Below are 16,508 nucleotides of genomic sequence, written 5' to 3' on the forward strand. Positions count from 1 at the left end.
AAACAGCCTGTTGACGATTCGCATTTACATAGTGTAAACTCCAATTACACAAAGTAAACATTCTGACGCTATTGTCAAACGCTGCTGTAAGCGATTTCGCGATAGTTTATACAGGAGGTATTTCAATGTATGGATAATACATCAATTAGTTGGCGCAGTTAAGGAGCTTCATAACTTATGACTAGAAAGGGTGTCACAATATGAATACTGATCAAGTGCCGAAGGTTCGGTTAAGTCAAATTTTCAGTTATGGCAGCGGCAACATGGGGTTAAATCTGTTCTTTGGTGCAATTTCAACTTATTTACTTTACTTTTATACGGACGTTGCCGGACTGACGACTGCAGCTGCAGGAACACTGATTTTTTTAGTCAAACTCATCAATTTGGTTGTGAACCCGTTTATGGGCATCATTATTGATCGTAGCCGAAGCCGGTGGGGCAAATTCAGGCCTTATTTATTATTCGGCAGCGTACCTCTCGCGATCATTGGCGTGCTCACCTTCTCTGTGCCGGATTTGGATGGTTCTGGTAAGCTTGTATACGCATACATCACATATCTATTATTTAATCTCGCTTATGCGGTTGTTAACGTTCCTTACAGCTCTATGCTGGCCAACATGTCTAACAATTACTTTGAACGCTCCCGAATTTCTTCAATTAAAGTATTTCTGGGGCAGTTCGGAGGGCTTATTGTTGGGGTTGCCACACTGCCGCTTGTTCATAAGTTCGCCTCGGAAGCAGTCGGTTTCAGAATCGTTTTTTCCGTCTTCGCTTGCATTCTGGTCATCGCTATGTTGATTACATTTTTCGGAACGAGAGAAAGAACGCAGCAAGTTTCGGATAGCGCAACTTCGATAAGTTCAAACGCAGCACCAAAAAAGGTTCCTGTCGGAACGACGTTGAAAGCGCTTACTAGAAATAAATATTTAATCATATTGCTAGGCTTTATCCTGTTAAGCATGACCGCCCAAACGACGATGTCGAGCGTTGCCGTTTATTTCTTTAAATATAATTTCGGAAAGCCCGCTTTATTTTCCTTATACTCTTTGATAGGCTTTTCCAGCTTGATTTTGTTCGTTCTTCTTAACCCAATATTTGTGAGAAAAATGGGGAAACGCAATGTTGGTATTTTGAGCCAGCTTATTGTCATCATCGGAATGACCTGCTTCTATATGTTCCATGACAATCTTGCCCAAGTGTTTATATTCGGTGCGATCAGCTTCGCAGGTATGGGGTTATCGGCACCGCTGCTTTGGTCGATGATTCCGGACACGATTGAGTATGGAGAATGGAAAAGCGGGGTTCGTTCCGAAGGAACCGTATATTCTTCCTTTATTTTTGCTCAGCTTGCCGCAGCTGCTATAGGGTCCAAAGTATCAGGCGATTTACTGTCGTGGTTCGGGTATGTGCCAAATGCAGTACAAACACCGACCGCGCTTCATGGCATTCTGGTCATGATGACGGTTATTCCAATTACAGCCGCTGCTATCGGTATTGTCATTCTCTCCTTCTACAAACTGGATAACAAAACATTCTCCAGCATGGTGCAGGAAATCAAAGCACGCGGCACACATAGGGGGATTGCTCAATGAACCAAATGAAAGAAAGACCAAACATATTGTGGATTACGCTTGAGGATTCCAGTCCAAGAATGGGGTGCTACGGGGATCCTGTAGCCCGTACGCCTCACATGGACAGATTGGCGCAGGAAGGAACGCTATATACGAACGCGTTCAGCACGGCCGGCGTATGCTCTCCAAGCCGTTCCGCCGTTATTACAGGCATGTATCAGACTGCAATCGGTACGCATCAGATGCGGACTGAGCATACGAACGAATATACGCCTGAGCTGCCTACACCGTATTTCGCAGTTCCACCTGCTCATGTCAAGCTCATACCGGAAATGCTGCGCGCGAGCGGTTACTTTTGCACGAATAATTGGAAGACTGACTACCAATTTCAATCCCCGCTTACGGCATGGGATGAGGATGGCTTTAAGGCACATTGGCGCAATCGCGAGCCCGGACAGCCATTCTTCGCGGTATTTAACTATATGTTCACACACGAAAGCTTGATGTTTGCCGAGAGCCCGATAGCGAAATATATGGGGATTAAAGAGGAGGACAAGCCGCTTATTACCGACCCTAATCAGGTGGTCGTTCCTCCTTATTTGCCGGATACGCCAAAAACGCGCGAGTCGATTGCCAAGCTTTACGACCGTTTGGCCGATGCCGATCAATATGTAGGCAATCTGCTTCAGCAGCTTGAGGATGACGGATTGGCAGACAATACGGTCGTGATCCTCTGGAGCGACCATGGCGAAGGCTTGCCTCGCGCCAAGCGATGGACTTACGACGCGGGAATCCGCGTTCCGCTTATCGTCAAATGGCCCGACAAGGCCGGCCAAGGTCAAGTTAGCGATCAATTGGTCAGCATGATCGATTTGGGCCCTACGACACTCTCGCTCGCTGGCGTACCGATTCCGCTGCATTTGCAGGGCAAGCCTTTTATCGGTAACCATTCGGAACCAAGAGCGTATGTTTATGCAACCCGCGATCGTTACGACGAAGCGTATGATAAAGTTCGCGCTGTTCGAGACAGTCGATATAAATACATTCGCAACGATTATCCCGATCAGCCTTATTTGCAGTGGATTCCATTCAGCCACGACCACCCGGCTTTTCAAGAGCTGTGGAGGCTGCAGTTGGATGGCGAGGCGAAGGGCGATTTGCAGACGCTGCTGCAAACCAAGCGACCTCCCGAGGAGTTATATGACTGCGTAAATGACCCGTACGAATTGAACAATTTGGCCGAAGATCCGTCCTATCGTGAACACTTGCTGCGGCTTCGCAAGGAACTTGGGGAGTGGTGCGACAAGTACGACGTGTGGGGCGACATTCCGGAAGAACAGATGGTCAAGACGATGTGGCCGAACGGGGTTCAGCCGCAAACTGTCAAACCGATATTTATTCCAATCAACAGCCAATTGCCGGGTAAGGCTCCGGCAAGCGAAGAAACGTACGCAGAGCCTACGGCGATCATGCTTCATTCCGCAACTCAAGGCGCTTCTATCGCTTACACGCTCGATGAAGGGGCGGACGCCCGTTGGAAGCTGTACACAGGTCCGATTACGCTGAGAGGCGGGGCTGTGCGGATACGAGCAAAAGCGGTTCGCATCGGCTATAAGGATAGTAAAGAAGCGGTGGCGTCATTCGCCATATCCATTTAAGCCACAAAAGGTTCTTGGATTATTTACGGTTTTATTGCACTAATCTGTCTCTTAGTTGAAAAGGCAACCGGTCATCTGTCCGGCTGCCTTGATTTTCAATTTAAAACGGCAACCATGGACGAAAATGAAGTCCTTGACTGCCGTTTATATTTAACTATAGTTCTCAGCTAGTTTAACGAAGAATTATTTCAGAGGTCGCATCATTGTTAGACAGAACAGCTATCACCTGAACAATCTTTGATTAAATGCCCAATCTTTCGAATTGTTCAGGCGGAGCATGATGAAGGTTCATGATTCGGATCAAATGGTCGATCATCCGCTTTTCAACGGCAGCATCCTGAATCGGCTGCTTTTGCTCCGGATCGGTCGCCAAATCATAGAGCAAGGTTCCAAAACGGTGTGCAGGAATATACGAAGTAGCCGGGATTTTGAGCGTTCGAACCCCTTTCGTAAAGGAAAACGGATCTGCCAACTCCATCTCCTGCAGCTCCTGTACACTAAATAGCGAGGTCATATGCGTCGGCATTAACGTATAGTTAAATAGCGGCGTATTATCCGGTCGTACCGGTGCACGCATATATACATACCTGCCATCCGTGCAATTGACATGCCCGCCATGAATACCGAACAACACAGCTTCGCGCTGCGGCGCCCCGCTTCCCTGAAAGGCTAGTCGCAAAGGAACGCCCAGCACATCCTTGGGCACATCCACGCCGAAGAACTCCAATAAAGTCGGCGCCAAATCGATCAATTGCGTTAAACCGTCGCAGCGTTCGTTTTTCCTCTTATCGCGAGGATCCCAAACGAAGAGAGGCGTCCGGGCGATTTCATTATAGAAGGGCATGATGTTTTTGGCCCACCAGTCGTGCTCGCCGAACAGAAAACCATGGTCGGTCGTCACGATCAGCATCGTGTCCTGCCACAGATCGTATTCATCCATCGTATCCATCACCTTGCCAAGGTAGGTGTCGCACATACTGAGGAGAGCTGCGTACTCGTATTTACAGTGTTCGACTTCCTCCCTCGTTTCCTGAACAGGCTGGTACCCCGGCCAGTCAAAGTGCTCGCCCGTATAGTCATGTGGATACATGTCTTTATACTTCTGAGGTGCAAAGAACGGCTCATGCGGGTCAAATGCCTCGATTTGCAGCAGCCACCTGTCCTCGTTGCGATTCGTTCGAATGAACTCGATCCCCCTGGCAAAGGTCTCCGTCTGCGGATGCAATTGTTCTTCCTGCATGTATTTGCGGTTAATCCAATCCTGACGGAACAGATGGCTCCGGTATCCAACGAAGTTTCCCACGTGCTGAGGGATTTCCGGATCTGCGACTTCCCCCTTCCAGGGATCACCTTCCTGCCCGCGAACGAAATCCCATGTCGTATATTGGCTGTGGTAAGTGGCACCTCCCGGCTCCCAATAATGATAATGGTCGCTTACCAAATGCGAGTATACCTTATGCGCTCTGAGCAGCGCAGGCATCGAATCATCAAAAGGCTCCAGAGGTCCCCAACTCCGGTGCAGGAAATTGTACCGGCCCGTAAGCATGTCGCGCCTGGCTGGCATACAAGGCATACTCCCCGCCCAATTATTATCAAACGTTACACTCTGTTCCGCCAGCCGGCTAAAGTTCGGGGCATGCGTCCAATCCCCTCCGTAAGGGGGCAGCATATGCCGGTTCAGGGAATCAAACATGACCACAATCGCTTTCATTGCATTTGCGCCTCCTCATAAAGAGATTGGTACCACCGTCTTACATCTTCCTCTAGCCTTCGGGCGATGTCAGGGAATTGCTTCGCAAGATTGACACGTTCGCCGCTGTCCTGCTCTAGATCGGATAGATGCACAGGATCGGCTGCTGTACGGCTAAAGTCAAGCTTGCCGTTCAGCACAAGCTTCCACTTGCCTTCGCGAACCGCCAATTGTTCCCCGTACTCCCAGAACAGCTGCCGGTGAAGGCTAGGGGCGGTTCCACGAAGGGTCGCGCATAAGCTTTTGCCGTCCAGATGATAGCCTTCGAGTCCGGAGCCCGTCAACTCCAGCATTGTCGGAAAAATATCCATCATCGCACAAACCTCATCGTTTACTTGACCTTGGCTGTCAGTCAGGCCTGCCGGATAGCTAAGAATAGCCGGTTCTCGAATGCCGCCATCGAACAGACTAGCCTTATGACCGCGGAATCGGCCTGCGCTGCCTCCGTAATAATGATCCTCCGTGCCGTCCAGCCAATTGCGCGCTTCCGTAGACGGACCGTTATCGCTGGAGAAGAAAATAATGGTGTCCTCGTATGCGCCTTTGCGCTTCAACGCCTCGACGATCTCCCCTACCCCGTCGTCAACAGCTGCAATCATCGCAGCCATAATTCTCCGATCCGGCGGTAGATCCTGGAACCGGTCGATATATGCTTTCGGCGCGTGCATCGGATAATGCGGGGCGTTATAAGCCACATAAAGGAAATAAGGCTGATCTTCCGAAGCAGTGTCAATATAAGCCGCCGCTTCTCTCGTAATCATTTCCGTCATGTACTCGCCGTTCTCCCATATTTCCGTCTCATTATGCCACAAATCGTGAACGGGATTTACGCCTCCGGCCTGCTCCCAGTAAAAAATATGCGAGTAATAATCAATGCAGCCTGCACGAAACCCATAAAATTGATCAAAGCCGTGCGCATTGGGCCCATACACTGCCGATGCCCCCAAATGCCACTTGCCGAACAATGCCGTTTCATAACCTTGTTCTTTCAAGGCTGCAGCCAGCGTTGTCTGCTCAAGCGGAAGCCCCTTCGTTCCTCTTTTACCACCGAGAATGTGGCTGATTCCCGCTCTCGCCGGATATTTGCCCGTAAGCAGCGACGCCCGGGACGGCGAGCAGACCGGCGAATTGGAGTACCAATTCGTGAACCGGATGCCTTCCCCGGCAAGCTGATCGAGATGTGGCGTTTTCATGGCATCAGAACCATAGCATCCCAGATCACCGTATCCCAAATCATCGCAATAAAAAATAATTACATTCGGTCGTTTCATTTTAACTCCCTCCACTTATCCAAAGAGATGACATCGAACTTGATGCCCGTCTGCGATTTGCACAATTTTAACCGGCTTCGTCCTACAAGTGTCGGTGGCGTAAGGGCAGCGGTGATGGAAGCTGCAGCCCGTGCCGGAGGCAACCTTTCCCTGCGGATCGATCACTTCGAAGGCTTCCGACTGCTCTCTCCAAGGATCGGGAGACGAATACAACAGCAGCTTCGTATACGGATGCTGTGGATTATGGATCAGCTCCTCGGCAGGTCCGCACTCCATCATCTGCCCTGCATACATTACCATGATGCGATCCGCCATATATCTAGCGCTGCCCAGATTATGAGTGATCAGTATCAGCGCCAGATTTTCCTTATCCTTCAAATCGAGCAGCAAATTCATAATATCGACGCCGATGGAAACATCCAGCATGGATGTCGGCTCGTCAGCGACAATGACCTTAGGTGCGAGCCCAAGCACCTTAGCAATGACAACGCGCTGCTTCTGCCCGCCCGATAATTGATAGGGGTACTTATCGATGAAATCCTCCGCTGGCGTAAGACCTACCTTTTGCAGAAGCTCCAACACACGCTGCTGAAGATCTCCTTCCGCAATGTGCTGCACCTGCAGCGGACGGCCGATGATATAGCCGATGGTATGATGCGGGTTCAAGGCAGCAAAAGGGTCCTGGAAGATCATTTGCACAAAGGTAGGCAGCTTTCGGCGCAGCTGCCTGCTTGCCCGCAAGGATTCCCCGTTATAGACAATGTCCCCGGAAGTGGCTGGAATCAAATTTGTAAGCATGCGGGCGATTGTGCTCTTGCCGCTTCCGGATTCGCCGACAATCGCCAGCACCTCACCCGCTTCCAACGTAAAATTAACATCATGAACCGCACGAAATTGTTTCTTGCGAAACATCGAGCGGGTACTGAACACCTTGCCGAGCTCATTCACGTGCAGCAGAGGCTTGCTCACGGGATAATCCCTCCTCGGAATAAAGATGGCAGGCAATCTGCCCCCATTTATCCTGCAATAACGTTGGTTGCAGAGTTTGGCACTGGGAGACCGCTTGCGAGCAGCGCGGATAGAAACGGCAGCCCGCAGGCGGCCGGATCAAATCCGGCGTATGGCCGGGAATGCCGGCAAGTCTTGGTTTGGGACCGGACAACGATGGGAAAGAGTTGAGCAGTCCCTGCGTATAAGGGTGGCGCGGTTCGTGCAATATCTGTTCCCTTGCCGTCACCTCGACCAGCTTGCCCGCATACATAATGCCGATCCGATCGCACATCTCCAGCATTAAGGGAAGATCATGCGTAATAAACAGGATGGAGAAGCCAAACTCCTTTTGAAGCTCCATGATTTTTCGGATAATGCCGTTTTGAACAACGACATCAAGCGCGGTCGTCGGCTCGTCCATGATCACTAGGCTTGGTTTAAGCGCCATCGCCATGGCGATCACCACCCGCTGCCGCATCCCGCCTGACAACTCATGCGGGTAGCTGTCCAAGCGGTCAACCGGAAGATCCACGAGCCGCATCAAGTGTTCTGCTCTCTGATGGACTTCCTTCCTCGCATCAGGCTCATGAGCCAGAATTGTATCGGCCAGCTGGTCGCGGATTTTGAGCACCGGATTCAGATTGTTCATGGCACTCTGAAGGACAATGGACATCTTGGACCAGCGCAGCCGGTCAAATTCCTCGTCGCTGAGCGCCATCAACTCCGTGCCGGCCAATTGCACACTGCCGCCTGTAATTTTGGCCGGGTGGCGCAGCAATCTACATATGCCGAAGGCAGTCGTCGATTTTCCGCAGCCGGATTCACCGGCAAGACCGAAAATCTCCCCTTTGCCAATCGAGAAACTGACCTCGTCTACCGCTTTTACGACACCACGGGATGAAGCGTATTCAATACTTAGATTATGGACCCGCAGCAAATCCGCCAAAACGATTCCTCCTTCTGATTCCTATTAGCGCATGCCCTGCAGTCCTACAAGGCCGCATTACCACGGTTCGCCCGATATTTCTCCAGTATGCCGTTGCCGATTAAAATGAACCCGAAGCAGAAGAAAGCGATCGCCAGCCCTGGCGGCAGAATCCACCACCAGGCATGAAACAAAACGGCATTATTCGCGTTAGCCAGCGCCAGAATGGTCCCCCAGCTCACATTTGTGGGGTCTCCAAGCCCGAGAAAGCTTAATCCCGCTTCCGCCAATACAGCTTGTGTGGTCACCAAGACCAGGTTGGCCAGAATAACCGGTACAATATTCGGCAGAATTTCACGAAACATAATTTCCGTGTCTTTCATGCCGACCATCCGTGCGGCTTCCACATACCCGCTTTGCCGCTCGCTCATCGTCTGGCTGCGAATGCTTCGGCCCATGTAGAGCCAGCTCAAAGAGCCAATAATGACAATCGTGCTGAGCGTCCCCATCGATGGAAGAAACGACGCCAGAATAATCATCAGCGCAAGTGTAGGAATGATCAGAAACAGGTCAACGATCCGCATCAGCGATTCCTCGATCCATCCCCCTTTAAATCCGGAAACAACGCCGACGGTTACGCCAATCACCGTTGTGATTAATCCAGCAAGTATCCCGACCCAGAATGAAGTCCGCGTGCCGTAGATCATTTGGCTCAAAACATCCTGGCCGTAGCTGTCCGTGCCCAGCCAATGGCTGAAAGACGGCGCCAGCCAGGATTCGAAGCCGATGAAGTTTCTTGGGGACGGGGCGAACCAAGAACCGAACAGCGCAATAACGGTGAAGATCAATAAGATGACGAGCCCCATCTTCCCTTTTGTTCCCGGAAAAGCGGACCAGCTTGCCTTCAGTACATTTTTCATGGTTTGCATGTTAGCCTCCTAGACCGGTTAATTGAGCGCCACTCGGGGATCAATCAGCGGATAGACGAGATCGGCGATCAAATTGCAGACGATAACCGAAATGGCAATACACAAGAATGCCCCTTGGATCAGCGGATAGTCATGATTCAGAATCGCATTGAAAGTGACCAGCCCCACGCCGGGGTAGGAGAAGACGATCTCCGTCGTGATCGCCCCCCCAATGACGTGTCCAAGCGAAGTCATGAGTCCGGTAAAGGAGGGAAGTAGCGCGTTCCTTGCTCCGTACATGTACTTCCTTCTGCTTGCGCGAATCCCTTTGGCCTTGGCCAGCAGCATATAATCTTCAGACAGCACCCGCATCAGATTGTTACGCAGCACCAGGATATGTCCGGCAAGTGTTGCGATAATTAATGTGAATACGGGTAAAAAGGCGTGATACAAGATCGATTTCCCTTTTTCCCACCCCGAAAAGCTGTCAAAGGCAGGATCAACTGCCTGCCCTAGCGGGAACCATTCCAAATAGAAGGAAAAAATCATAATAAAGATGATCGCAATCCAAAAGAAAGGAACTGAATTCAGGAAAAAAGCCGTGAACAGCGTCGAGTTGTCAAAGAATGAGCCTGATTTCCACGCTCCCCGGATCCCGATCAGCCATCCTACCAGGTAGCTGAGCAGCGTGGCTGTGAGGACCGTGCCTAACGTCCAGGGGAGCGCCTTCAGCATGACATCGGCAACGGGCGAAGGGAAGTTGGCGTACGATACGCCAAGGTTGCCGTGCAGCAGCTGCTTCAAGTACTTCACGTATTGATACCAGAGGCTGGGGTTATCCAGCCCGAACTGTGTCTTAAGGGCGTTAGCCACCTCCTGCGAACCCAGCGCCTTTTCCGAGGCAAGAGCGCTCGCAGGATCTCCCCCCATGAGACGGGGGAGCAAGAAATTTAACGTTGCCGCAACGTATAACGTGATCAGGGCAAAGCCGATTCTTTTTAAAAGATATACGGAATTGTAACGCATTCAGCGCGCCTCCCCTTCCCTTAGCTTGGTTACTTCTTCTTAATTTGCAGCAGCGAGAGTGCGGAGGTGACCGGCAGATCCTCGTTATAATTCGTAAACTGGTCGACACGGTAAGGAATGTGTCCGCCCACGTTATACATGACGGCTAAAGGCGCTTTTTCCGCGATTCGATTCTGAACCTGTTGGTAGAGCTCTTTCCGTTTGCCGGTATCGGCGGAAGAAGCTTCGTCCAGCCATTTATCGACATCCGCGTCACGGAAACGCATGTAGTTGAGACCGGGCGCATTCGTTTTGGTCGGCGCCGTCATTTTGCTGTGGAAAATCTCCAGCATGGCTTGCGGATCCGGCGGTGTTTGAATGCCGTTTTGCAGCAAGTCATAATCTCCCGACATCAAGAGTTTAGTCAGCTCTGGCCAGGTCACGAGCTTCACCGATGTTTCGATGCCGATACTCTTCAGCCAGTCGGTAATCATGGCGCCTTCTTTATTTTGGGCCGGTGCGTTGGCAGCCATATGGTAGGTAAAGGAAAGCGGCTTACCATCCTTTTCGTAGATGCCCTTGGCATTTTTCTTATATCCTGCGGATTCCAATAACTTATTAGCTTCATTGACGTTATAGGCATATGCTTGACTATCGACCAGCTTAGAATCAACCATTTCACCAAAAACAGAGGACAAGAAACCCGGATTTGCCGGGAATACGCCGTTGGATTCTCCTTTTTCAATGAGCGATTTGCGGTCGAGCGCTAACTGGATGGCCCGTCGCACAGCGGCATCTGTCAGCCCCGGTTTTTCGTTATTTATAATGACAGAGAACGTATTCAATCCCGGGTACACCTGCAATTTATTTACCGGATTCTCCAACAATTTCGGTACACTTGGCATAGCGACTGTTCCAGTCGAACCTTGCACGTCGCCTTTTTCCAAAGCAAGCGTGAGGGTGGATGAGTTATTAAAACGGTTCACGAACAATTGATCGATATTCGGAGCGCCAAGGAAATAATCCGCATTTTTATCCAAAACTATAGCGCTTTCATTAATACTTTTAAATTTGAATGGACCTGTGCCGATCGGCGTTTTGTTCAGGAATTGGGACGGATCTTCTTTCTCAAACTGCTGCTTTGGCGCGATATAGACGGTCGTTAAATAGAAGGGTAAGGATGGGAATTGCTTGCTCAGTTTAAAAACAACGGTATCGCTGCCTTGTGCGGTTACTTCCTGCAGCCTGCCGTCTCCCCATAGCTGATAGCGGTCGAGCACTTTATTATTTTTCAAAGTAAGGAAGGAATAGAGTACATCGTCGACGGTAAAAGCTTTGCCATCCTGCCATTTAGCCTTCATATTCAATTTAACGGTATAGGTTTTGTTGTCATCTGACCAGGTTCCATCACCTACGGCCAATCGGGGAACGAGCTGTCCCTTGACGGGATTGAAGTAGTACAGAGGATCAAATACGTAATCGAAGAAAGGCTGCCAGTTGCCGGTGGCGAGAAACGGGTTAAAGTTGGTGACCTGCTCAGGATTTACCGTTTCACCAAGATGATAAATGACCGACTCACCTTTCTTAGCCGGCTCTGAGGGCTTGGCTGCCTCGGTTACTCCCCCTTTGTTATCCACACCGGTCTGCGCTTGCGGTGTGGAATCGCTGCATCCGCTGAGAACACCTGCAAATAAAGCCAGTGTGGTGAACAAGATCGTAGACGTTTTTCTAGTACCCCACTTCATTGGAATCTTCCTCCTTGAGAAAAAATGGTGTTGTAGACACCTGCATCTACAACACCGATCATAGTGACACGACGAATTAACGTAAAGAGACCATTTCCGAACTATGTAACCTGGGCTTTAGAACCGCGTCCCTATAGGCTATGGACCTTTTCTGATATCGTTCACTTGCTTGGAGAAATCAATAAATTTCCTCCCTATGGAGTTTCTTGGGAGCATGAATGTCTCTGAATTCACCTGGCGTCATGCCTTCGTGCTTTTTAAAAATGCGGTTAAAGCTGCGCTGGTTGGCATACCCCACTGAGGCACCGATATCCTTCACCGTCTTTTCGCTCATCTGCAGCAGCTCCTTGGCCTTCTCCAATCGCAGCGAGATGACATAATCCATGAAGGTGATGCTGATTTCCTGCCGGAACAAGCGGCTGGCATAAGACGGGTCCAACTGTAGTTGGTCAGCGATGCCCCCGAGTGAGATTTCCTTATCAAAATTAACCTGAATGTAGTCCAGGATCTGCTTGACTACTGACTCCGGTTCGCTTTTCTTCTCTGCGTGAAACCGCAGGTTTGTCTGGCGGATATAATCCTGTGTGACATGCACAACATCTTCAACCGTCTCCAAACGCATTAGCTTTTCCTGCAGCATGGCCAACTCATTATCGGTTTGAGCCGGTAGGCCGAGCTCGGTGGAACGCTGGAACACTTCGACCATTATCTGAAAATAGGCATGCTGGATGAGAGCGAACGGCAACCCCTCTGCGTCTTCAGCCGCATCACCCAACTTCTGCAACTCTTCTTCGAAACTCTTCGAAGGCTCTTCCCGAAACAACAGGAAGATCTCGCGTTTCAATTCCGCCAGCTTGCGGATCAGCAGGTGGTCGCCTGGCTTCTTTTCCCGGACGAGCCAGCTTGGCGCGATTAGTCCGTAGCCTTTGAACGCCCGGCTTTCTAGAGCATCGACGGCCTCACGATAAGACTCGCTGATATCGCCTGCCTGCAGTTTCAGCTCGCCAATTCCAGTGCTCACGGTCAATTGCAAATATTCCCGGATCGCAGCGCGCATCCGCTCGGCCGTTTCGAGCGCTCCTTGGCAAAAAGCTTCCGTAGACATGTTCTCCTCCGGATTGCAGACGAGTATGACATCTCTGCTCTCCGTGTGCAGCGGGTAGCTTCGATACATGTGGCCGCCAAGCTCACCGGCGAGCTTAGCGATAAAATAACGGATCAAGCTTTGGTCAAAGCTTCCGTATTTGTTTACATAAGCATGATAATCATCGATGCGGATCACAATGACAAAAAATCCGCAACGCGTCACAGACAGCTGATAATAGGCAAATTTGGCGAAGCGGTCCTCATGAAGTTTTGACCGTTCATGAATTAATTGCTGGAGAAAACTCTGCTGCAGCACCGGCCAATTATCTTTTAACTGGATCTCCATTTCTGCGCCCTGCTCCTTCATCGATATGAACGCCGAGAACAGCATCGCCAGTTCGCTCTGTTCGCGGACCGGAACTGCAGACCTCCAATCGCCTTTTTTGTTATTAACCAATTGCACGAGTGAATGAATAGGGCTGTAAATCCGAAGTGTTATATAAAAAGCTACAAGTACAGCTGCCAAAATACTGAAAGCCATGAGGATCATCATGAAACTCTGAATTTCTTTGCTGCTTTTGTATAAGGAACTTGTTGGGATGAGGTCGACATATTTCCACCCCGAATAAGGGGAAGATACAGCGGTAAATGAAAACTCGCTGCCACGGAAATGGTCGGTAAAGGCGGATATATCGCTGCCAAGTTTGTTCTGAACAACGGAAAATTCTTGACTGGGCACTTGGAGACCCGTATTGCTATTAAAAGCCAAAGTAGCATCCGGACTAACCATCCAAATTTCTTCCCCTTGCCGCATGAGCCGGAACGAAGGAATTTGAAACAGCGCTTGTTGATTCATATTGACAACAATGGCACCTTGTATTGGTGAACTTGCCCAAGGTGTGGTACGAATCAACGTAACCTGGGTCTCTGATAAATTTTTATTGTCATCCGGATATTCACGGACAAACCATTTACCTTCTGTACGGGTCATGCTGTGATAGTAGGGCAGCCAATCCGGATCATCAAATTTCTTCGACTTGGTCGGCCCGATCAGCGCGGTTTGAACCGTGTCGCTTGCCGCATAATAAACATAGATCGATTCAATATATGGTGAAGTAATGTAAGAATCCAGCAAATAGCTATGGACTTGGTCCGTATCGGGTTGAGACGGCCCTTCAGCACCCGATTCCATCGCTGCCGAAAATGCGCGGTTCTGCGCCAGCCTAACCGTAATTTGATCGACATCATTGAGCAGCGTATCCATGAGACGCCGCGTCTGCTCCAGCATTTGAAAACTGGATTGCTTAACCTCGGTTCTGACGACATTCTGGCTGTATCGGTTGGCAAAAAAAACCACAACTAAAACCGTGATTACCACGAGCAGGATTAGCAGGAACAAAATTCGAAAAAACAAGCTGCGGAATTTAAAGTTGGAAAAGGCAATCTGAATAAGGCTGATCAATGGGCTCCCTCCTGTCTAAAAAGTAGGGAAACACAATGTCCCCCCTATTCTTTCCATGCCGAACCTATAATTCCCTTTCCAATTGTTCGTTTAATTCCAGAGCCATATTAGAAAAACAAAAAACCGAAACCCCATCGGAGTCCCGGCCCTCACCCTACCCAACCTCGCTCAACTTCCCATCCCGAAAATGCACAACCCGCTTCCAAAGCCTTCATGACAAGCGGCTCCCGTTCTTTCCTGCTCATCCCTCGGTAAATGAGCGGCAGCTCTACATTCTGATACGCATTAAGCCGTGGCAGCAGGTTAAAGTTCTGGAAGACGAAGCCGATCTTCCGATTCCTTATTTCGCCATGTTCGATTTCCAGGGAAATATCATCCAAAACCTGAATCGTTTCCCCGCCCATCACATAGTTCTTACTCACATGTTCGATCTGGATTAAGGTCATTCCCTTCGCCTCCATTATCTGCCGCCAAATAAATGAAGTGTGCAACTTATCAACCTAACCGACCTTACCGCTTCGCTTTATAAAACTCATGATACAAAGATATCTTGGAATAGGACCGCTCTCCACCTTACGGCATCGTAAAGAAACAAGCATATCGTGCAGAGGGATTTTGACGGGGCACGCTTCGTAACAAGCCCCGCATAAGCTGGAGGCATTCGCAAACATCGTCCCACTCGGCCACGTTTTTCTTTAACGCAGGAGTCAATACTGCGCCAATCGGGCCGCTGTACGTGCCCCCGTATGCATGGCCCCCGATATGACGATACACCGGACAAGCGTTCAAGCAAGCGCCGAAGCGGATACAATTCAGCAATTCTTGAAATTCGGGATCTCCCAGCTGCAAAGAACGTCCATTATCGACGATAATCATGTGCATTTCCTCAGGACCATCGGCATCATGTTCTCTTCGCGGACCCGTAATCCCTGACATGTACACCGTCAGCTTCTGACCTGTCGCCGAACGCGGCAGAAGCGTTGCCATGACTTCCAAATCGGTCCAGTAGGAATAATACGCTCCATACCCATTAGCGTAATTTGCGTCTTAGGAACCGTAGTTACCAGCCGGGCGTTACCTTCATTCTCGAACAGCACCATGGATCCGCTGATGGGCGTCTATTATCATGGGCGGAAGCTCCTTTGCTTGAACTTATCTTACTCGGTACTCTAAGCAAATCGATTCTCTTCGGGATCATCCGTATCATAGCCAAAGGCATCAAGCGCCGGCCATAGCTCAGAGGCAATCGGGTAATTCGCGAGTTCCAACGTTTGGGCTATCCGTTCCGGTTTACTCATGCCGACGACCGTACTCGCGATTCGCGGGTCGCGAAGCGAAAATTGAAGGGCGGCGGCGGCAAGCGGAACATCGTATTCCAAGCAAACCTTGGCGAACATACGCGCTCTCTCCAATAAGAGTGGCGGAGCTTCGCTATAGGCATAACGTGCGTATGCTTCCGGACCTTTAGCGAGTATGCCGCTGCCATAAGGAGCGGCGTTAATAACCGCAATGCCCATACGACTCGCGACATCAAGCAAAGGTTCGGCAGCCCGATTGAGCAGCGTATATCGATTGTGGGTTTCAACGCTACTAAACGCTCCCGTTTCGACATAACGAATGAGCATATCGATCGGTCCGCCGGATATGCCGATGTGATCAATGACCCCCTGCTCTTGAAACTTTTGCAGTACTTCTAACGGTCCGCCGGATCCCATCACATTTTCGAAGGTGGTATGTTCAGGATCGTGGATGTAAACGTATTGCAGACGATCAAGGCCTAATCGTTCGAGACTTCCTTCGATGGAACGTTTAATCTGTTCGCCGCTAAAGTCACCGGTCTTAAGGTCGCGGTCGGCTTTGGTGGCCAACACATAACCTGCGGGAAGACCACCATTCGCATGAATGGCCTTACCGATTCGCCGTTCGCTCTCGCCTTCGCCGTAAGCCGCAGCCGTATCCAGAAAGTTGATTGGGCTTTCGAAGGCGGTGCGCAACGTCACCAATGCTTGTTCTTCCGACGTGCTGTATTGAAAGGTTTCCGGCATATCCCCAAGCGGAGCGGCTCCAAAACATAGCGGTGATATGAGTAGGCCAGTACTGCCAAGCGGTCTTTTGGATAATAATGCGTTTGTCATGG

At 50.1% G+C, this 16,508-nt stretch carries 12 protein-coding genes and 1 pseudogene; 2 read left to right on the plus strand and 11 right to left on the minus strand.

The features are described 5' to 3' along the window. Nucleotides 1-200: 200 nt before the first annotated feature. Nucleotides 201-1,592, plus strand: coding sequence for an MFS transporter (locus tag J2Z65_RS20430; protein WP_167057315.1), 1,392 nt, complete (start codon nucleotides 201-203; stop codon nucleotides 1,590-1,592). Further along, nucleotides 1,589-3,229 carry a sulfatase family protein gene (locus J2Z65_RS20435; protein WP_193580899.1) on the plus strand — a complete coding sequence of 547 codons (1,641 nt, stop codon included), beginning with the start codon at nucleotides 1,589-1,591 and terminating at the stop codon, nucleotides 3,227-3,229. Before J2Z65_RS20430 ends, J2Z65_RS20435 begins: the two co-directional genes overlap by 4 nt. 241 nt (nucleotides 3,230-3,470) lie before the next feature. On the opposite strand, the gene J2Z65_RS20440 is transcribed toward J2Z65_RS20435, so the two are convergent. The 11 genes and pseudogenes from J2Z65_RS20440 to J2Z65_RS20490 all read right to left on the minus strand — a co-directional run bounded on the left by J2Z65_RS20440 (nucleotide 3,471) and on the right by J2Z65_RS20490 (nucleotide 16,506). Next, a complete protein-coding gene (locus tag J2Z65_RS20440; protein ID WP_167057319.1) occupies nucleotides 3,471-4,940 on the minus strand; it encodes a sulfatase family protein in 1,470 nt (489 codons plus the stop codon). Beyond that, complete coding sequence (locus J2Z65_RS20445) at nucleotides 4,937-6,250, minus strand: sulfatase family protein (protein WP_167057322.1); 1,314 nt, start codon at nucleotides 6,248-6,250, stop codon at nucleotides 4,937-4,939. Before J2Z65_RS20445 ends, J2Z65_RS20440 begins: the two co-directional genes overlap by 4 nt. 15 nt (nucleotides 6,251-6,265) lie before the next feature. Continuing rightward, nucleotides 6,266-7,219 (minus strand): oligopeptide/dipeptide ABC transporter ATP-binding protein, encoded by a 954-nt coding sequence (locus J2Z65_RS20450; RefSeq protein WP_167057324.1) that lies wholly within the window; start codon nucleotides 7,217-7,219, stop codon nucleotides 6,266-6,268. Next, complete coding sequence (locus J2Z65_RS20455) at nucleotides 7,191-8,186, minus strand: ABC transporter ATP-binding protein (RefSeq protein WP_167057327.1); 996 nt, start codon at nucleotides 8,184-8,186, stop codon at nucleotides 7,191-7,193. The genes J2Z65_RS20450 and J2Z65_RS20455 overlap by 29 nt, the downstream gene beginning before the upstream one ends. A 44-nt stretch (nucleotides 8,187-8,230) precedes the next feature. After that, a complete protein-coding gene (locus tag J2Z65_RS20460; protein WP_167057330.1) occupies nucleotides 8,231-9,094 on the minus strand; it encodes an ABC transporter permease in 864 nt (287 codons plus the stop codon). Nucleotides 9,095-9,112: 18 nt separating this feature from the next. Continuing rightward, nucleotides 9,113-10,099 carry an ABC transporter permease gene (locus J2Z65_RS20465; RefSeq protein WP_167057333.1) on the minus strand — a complete coding sequence of 329 codons (987 nt, stop codon included), beginning with the start codon at nucleotides 10,097-10,099 and terminating at the stop codon, nucleotides 9,113-9,115. A gap of 29 nt (nucleotides 10,100-10,128) precedes the next feature. Further along, nucleotides 10,129-11,823 carry an ABC transporter substrate-binding protein gene (locus tag J2Z65_RS20470; protein ID WP_167057336.1) on the minus strand — a complete coding sequence of 565 codons (1,695 nt, stop codon included), beginning with the start codon at nucleotides 11,821-11,823 and terminating at the stop codon, nucleotides 10,129-10,131. 178 nt (nucleotides 11,824-12,001) lie between these two features. Then, nucleotides 12,002-14,371 carry a helix-turn-helix domain-containing protein gene (locus J2Z65_RS20475; protein WP_167057339.1) on the minus strand — a complete coding sequence of 790 codons (2,370 nt, stop codon included), beginning with the start codon at nucleotides 14,369-14,371 and terminating at the stop codon, nucleotides 12,002-12,004. A 149-nt stretch (nucleotides 14,372-14,520) separates the two neighbouring features. Beyond that, the gene (locus tag J2Z65_RS20480; protein ID WP_167057342.1) at nucleotides 14,521-14,817 is read right to left on the minus strand and encodes a P-loop NTPase family protein; all 297 of its coding nucleotides are present in this window, start codon (nucleotides 14,815-14,817) and stop codon (nucleotides 14,521-14,523) included. A gap of 114 nt (nucleotides 14,818-14,931) precedes the next feature. Then, a pseudogene (locus tag J2Z65_RS20485) lies at nucleotides 14,932-15,480 on the minus strand (LUD domain-containing protein); the annotation flags it as partial. A 60-nt stretch (nucleotides 15,481-15,540) separates the two neighbouring features. Beyond that, the gene (locus tag J2Z65_RS20490) at nucleotides 15,541-16,506 is read right to left on the minus strand and encodes an aldo/keto reductase (protein WP_167057345.1); all 966 of its coding nucleotides are present in this window, start codon (nucleotides 16,504-16,506) and stop codon (nucleotides 15,541-15,543) included. Nucleotides 16,507-16,508: the final 2 nt, after the last annotated feature.

It is taken from the genome of Paenibacillus aceris (genome assembly GCF_017874035.1).
Lineage (GTDB): Bacteria > Bacillota > Bacilli > Paenibacillales > NBRC-103111 > Paenibacillus_E > Paenibacillus_E aceris.

Bases quoted from the DNA above. Each gene is read 5' to 3' on its own strand.
- J2Z65_RS20430 (WP_167057315.1), top strand. From the start codon at position 201: ATGAATACTGATCAAGTGCCGAAGGTTCGGTTAAGTCAAATTTTCAGT.
- J2Z65_RS20435 (WP_193580899.1), top strand. From the start codon at position 1,589: ATGAACCAAATGAAAGAAAGACCAAACATATTGTGGATTACGCTTGAG.
- J2Z65_RS20440 (WP_167057319.1), bottom strand. From the start codon at position 4,940: ATGAAAGCGATTGTGGTCATGTTTGATTCCCTGAACCGGCATATGCTG.
- J2Z65_RS20445 (WP_167057322.1), bottom strand. From the start codon at position 6,250: ATGAAACGACCGAATGTAATTATTTTTTATTGCGATGATTTGGGATAC.
- J2Z65_RS20460 (WP_167057330.1), bottom strand. From the start codon at position 9,094: ATGCAAACCATGAAAAATGTACTGAAGGCAAGCTGGTCCGCTTTTCCG.
- J2Z65_RS20465 (WP_167057333.1), bottom strand. From the start codon at position 10,099: ATGCGTTACAATTCCGTATATCTTTTAAAAAGAATCGGCTTTGCCCTG.
- J2Z65_RS20470 (WP_167057336.1), bottom strand. From the start codon at position 11,823: ATGAAGTGGGGTACTAGAAAAACGTCTACGATCTTGTTCACCACACTG.
- J2Z65_RS20480 (WP_167057342.1), bottom strand. From the start codon at position 14,817: ATGACCTTAATCCAGATCGAACATGTGAGTAAGAACTATGTGATGGGC.
- J2Z65_RS20490 (WP_167057345.1), bottom strand. From the start codon at position 16,506: ATGACAAACGCATTATTATCCAAAAGACCGCTTGGCAGTACTGGCCTA.